This is a genomic window from Flavobacterium sp. (assembly GCF_035456225.1).
In the GTDB taxonomy this organism is placed as follows: Bacteria; Bacteroidota; Bacteroidia; order Flavobacteriales; family Flavobacteriaceae; genus Flavobacterium.
The window spans coordinates 1-3,718 of sequence record NZ_DATIDM010000132.1 but is presented as its reverse complement, the minus strand read 5'-3'; the positions used below and the strand labels follow the sequence as shown (position 1 = coordinate 3,718).

The 3,718-nt window shown below is 35.8% G+C and carries 3 protein-coding genes and 1 pseudogene; 2 read left to right on the top strand and 2 right to left on the bottom strand.

Annotated features, from left to right (window positions below; all coding sequences use genetic code 11):
- A pseudogene (locus tag VLB74_RS08050) lies at positions 1–807 on the top strand (AsmA-like C-terminal region-containing protein); the annotation flags it as partial.
- Positions 808–867: 60 nt separating this feature from the next.
- Here VLB74_RS08050 and VLB74_RS08045 read toward each other — a convergent pair.
- Both VLB74_RS08045 and VLB74_RS08040 read right to left on the bottom strand, forming a co-directional pair.
- Positions 868–1,581 carry a hypothetical protein gene (locus VLB74_RS08045; RefSeq protein ID WP_325202940.1) on the bottom strand — a complete coding sequence of 238 codons (714 nt, stop codon included), beginning with the start codon at positions 1,579–1,581 and terminating at the stop codon, positions 868–870.
- Positions 1,582–1,847: 266 nt separating this feature from the next.
- The gene (locus tag VLB74_RS08040) at positions 1,848–3,074 is read right to left on the bottom strand and encodes a bifunctional folylpolyglutamate synthase/dihydrofolate synthase (RefSeq protein ID WP_325202939.1); all 1,227 of its coding nucleotides are present in this window, start codon (positions 3,072–3,074) and stop codon (positions 1,848–1,850) included.
- A gap of 128 nt (positions 3,075–3,202) precedes the next feature.
- Between VLB74_RS08040 and VLB74_RS08035 the strand changes: the two genes are divergently transcribed.
- On the top strand, positions 3,203–3,718 hold a 516-nt coding region (locus VLB74_RS08035; RefSeq protein ID WP_325202938.1), incomplete at its 3' end, for a MotA/TolQ/ExbB proton channel family protein.

Below are 3,718 nucleotides of genomic sequence, written 5' to 3'. Positions count from 1 at the left end.
GGAACGACTACAACAACTTCAACGAGTACACCACAAAATCCAACTCCCGAAACAGGAGTAATTTTGGTCCCTGCCAATTTTGATTTGCAATTTTATGCTACTGCTCATAAAATAAATTACCAAGGACTCATATTGCAGGATGGTAAAGGAACTGTGAAAATGAAAGACGGTAAAATGCTTATGCAAAACACGGGTTTCAATCTTATAGGTTGTAATGTTACAATGAATGCAACTTATCAAGGGTTGAATCCTCAAAAAGCACTTTTTGATTACCATATTAAAGCGACAGATTTTGATATAAAACGAGCTTACAAAGAAGTGAAAATGTTCAGAGACATGGTAAGTGCTGCCGAAAAAGCTGAAGGTATTGTCTCTTTGGACTACAAGATAAAAGGAAGATTGGATCAGCAAATGATGCCAGTATATCCATCTTTATTAGGAGGTGGAACAATTTCGGTAAAGAATGTTAAAGTGAAAGGGATGAAGATGTTTGGTGCTGTGAGTGAAAAAACAGATCATGAGGAAATGGAAAACCCAGAGTTGTCGGATGTAAAAATCAAAACAACAGTAAAAAACAATATCATTACTATTCAAAGATTTAAGTTTAAGTTTGCCGGTTTTAGACCAAGAATTGAAGGAACTTCCAGTCTGGACGGCAAATTAAACATCAAAATGCGATTGGGTTTACCTCCTTTTGGAATCATAGGGGTTCCGCTAACCGTAACAGGAACTAAGGATAGTCCAAAGGTAAAAGTGGGAAAACAAGGTGAGGAAATTGAAGAAACTGAGGATACAGAAGGAAATTAAATAATCTGAATCAAATAAAAAAAGTACCAATTGTTTCAATACGATTGGTACTTTTTTGTTTTATTTAGAAACACCCGGTAAATTATGGTAAATATAATCACCGTGAACGCCTGTGAAACCCAATTTTAATTCGTCAAAAAAAGCTTTACTGTCAGCTTCTTTAGGCCAGGCAGCTTTTTCTAATTCGTCCTGTTTTTTGTTGGATTTTTCTATATCAGCAAATGAGTCAAAGTAATAAGCCTCCATAAAATCCCGGCTGTCCGATCCCCAAGTATGACGGAAAGGGTAATATCCTTTGATATTAGGATCTTTCAATGTTATTTTATCATTGAATTCTTTCATCAAGGCTTTTCCTTTGTCTTTTGCTTTATCGTCAAACGAAAATTGTGATTTTCGGATGTAAACAATCATGGGTTCTTTACTGGTGGGTTTGAAATCTATTCGGCCTATTGATTCAACAGAAGAGTAGATTTCATCTGAGTGGAATGGAGTGTAATAACTTTTTTGCTTGTCAAAAAAAGCAGTTCTGGTTTTTTCATCCGGCCATGCTTTTTTTTCAAGATCCTCTGAGATAGAATGCGCTTTTTCAATATCTTCCCAAGTTTTGTAAATACATACTATAATTACTTCGGTATTGTTGCCGGTGTAATAATGGGAAAGGATTTCAAAACCTATAATAAGGTCATTTTTGCTGGTCACTTTGTCAAAGTACTCTTGTTCCGTTGCCTTCCAATCCTTAGGATCCGTATTCAAATTTCTGTGTAGGGTTGTCATCGTAATAAATACAGGTTTGGGGGGATCTTGAGCATAACTGTTTATGCTTAGACAGAATGTTAAAATTAACATTCCCAACGAAAAAAAAGTTCTTTTTTTCATAATAAACTAATGATTAGGTGAATAATTAATAAAAACTTATGCAAAGTTAGTTAATTGTTAGTCAGGCTATTATGAAAAATGAGTTTATTTTGAAAAACCCGAATTATTTTAGTTGTTGTAAAGAATTTGGGGTTAAGAATTAAGAATTAACAGAGTACTAATCATTAATTAATAGGTAATTCGGCCACTACAAAAGTGCTCCCGCCAATATAAATAAAATCGTCTTTTGAAGCATTATTTTTGGCTTCGGAAAAAGCTTCCTTTACCGAGTTATAAGTGTTCCCTTTTAGAGAATGTTCTGATGCTTTTTCCTGTAATAAAAGAGCGTCCAAACCACGAGGAATATTCGGTTTACAGAAATAATAAGTGGCGTCTTTAGGAAATAAAGGAAGAACTTCGTTGAGGTCTTTATCGTTAACCACACCCAATACAATGTGTAATTTATTGAAAGTCTCTTTTTTAATTTGATTCAAAACAATTTCGAGACCATTTTTGTTGTGCGCCGTGTCGCAAATCACTTTTGGGTTTTCTCCCAATTGTTGCCATCGTCCTAACAATCCGGTGTTTTTAACTACATGTAGTAAACCCGATGTAATGTTTTCGTCACTAACTTTAAAATCGGTTTGTTTGTTCAGAATTTTGAAAGTCTGAATTACCGTTTTTTTATTGTGTTCCTGGTAATCACCAATCAAATCAGAAGGAGGTGTCTCCGAAATTAAATCCGAAGCAAAAAAGATTTCGGCCTTGTTTTCTTCGGCTTTCGCCAAAAAAACAGGCTGTGTTTCTGGAGTGTATTCGCCGATGACAACAGGAATTTCAGGTTTGATGATTCCCGCTTTTTCACCTGCTATTAATTCTAAAGTGTTGCCAAGAAACTGAACATGGTCAATACCGATATTGGTTATTACCGAAACCAAAGGAGTGATAATGTTGGTAGCATCGAGCCTTCCGCCCAAACCAACTTCGATAATGGCGATATCTGTTTTTTCTTCAGCAAAATATTCAAAAGCCAATCCAACCGTCATTTCAAAGAAACTCATGTCATTAGCCTCAAAAAAAGATTTGTGCTTTGCTATAAATTCACATACAAAATCTTCGGAGATTTCCTTTTCGTTAATTTTGATTCGCTCCCTGAAATCTTTCAGATGAGGCGAAGTATATAGCCCAACTTTGTATCCTGCTTCCTGCAAAACAGAAGCCAGCATGTGCGAGGTGGAGCCTTTTCCGTTGGTGCCGGCAACGTGAATACATTTTGTTTTTTTATGGGGATTATCAAGATGTTCCGCTAGTAAAATAACATTGGTCAGGTCTTTTTTGTAGGCCGAAGCACCCTGATGCTGATACATTGGAAGTTGATTAAACATCCAGTTTGTGGTTTCCTGATAATTCATTTATTTTTGATAAAATAGTTTAAAATTGAAATATTTTTCGCTTTTTTTAGTTTAATATTACAACGAAATTTATTTATGCAAAATTGAAATATTTTTTGCAATTAACGATTATAAACCAGGAATAAAATATGTTTAGTTTCATACAATTACAGGCCGATACCCTTGCCAATGCTGCGTCTAATGTTGTTGTCGAAAAAGTGGCAACTAATAACGAAATATCTGTTTTAGAGTTTGTTTTTAAAGGAGGAGTTTTTTTAATCCCCATCGCGATACTGCTGTTTTATACTTTTTATATCATTATAGAACGCTACTTATATATTAGTAAAAAAGCCAAAGTTGACCCTCTTTTGATGCGTGATGTCAAAGATCATCTGACTGCAGGGAATTTCGAACTGGCCCGTTCCATAACCGAAAGAACCAATACCGCTTCCGGAAACGTAATCAAAGAAGGAATTACGTTAATTGGCCGTCCCATCGCCGAAATAGAATCGAATATGGACCGCGCCGCCGATATCGAAATTGCCGAAATGGAGCAGCACCTTGGTCAATTAGGACTTATTGCCGGTATCGCACCAACCCTTGGATTCATCGGAACGATTTCAGGGGTAATCAAGATTTTCTACAGCATTTCGGTAACCGAAAAC

Bases quoted from the DNA above. Each gene is read 5' to 3' on its own strand.
- VLB74_RS08045 (WP_325202940.1), bottom strand. From the start codon at position 1,581: ATGACAACCCTACACAGAAATTTGAATACGGATCCTAAGGATTGGAAG.
- VLB74_RS08040 (WP_325202939.1), bottom strand. From the start codon at position 3,074: ATGAATTATCAGGAAACCACAAACTGGATGTTTAATCAACTTCCAATG.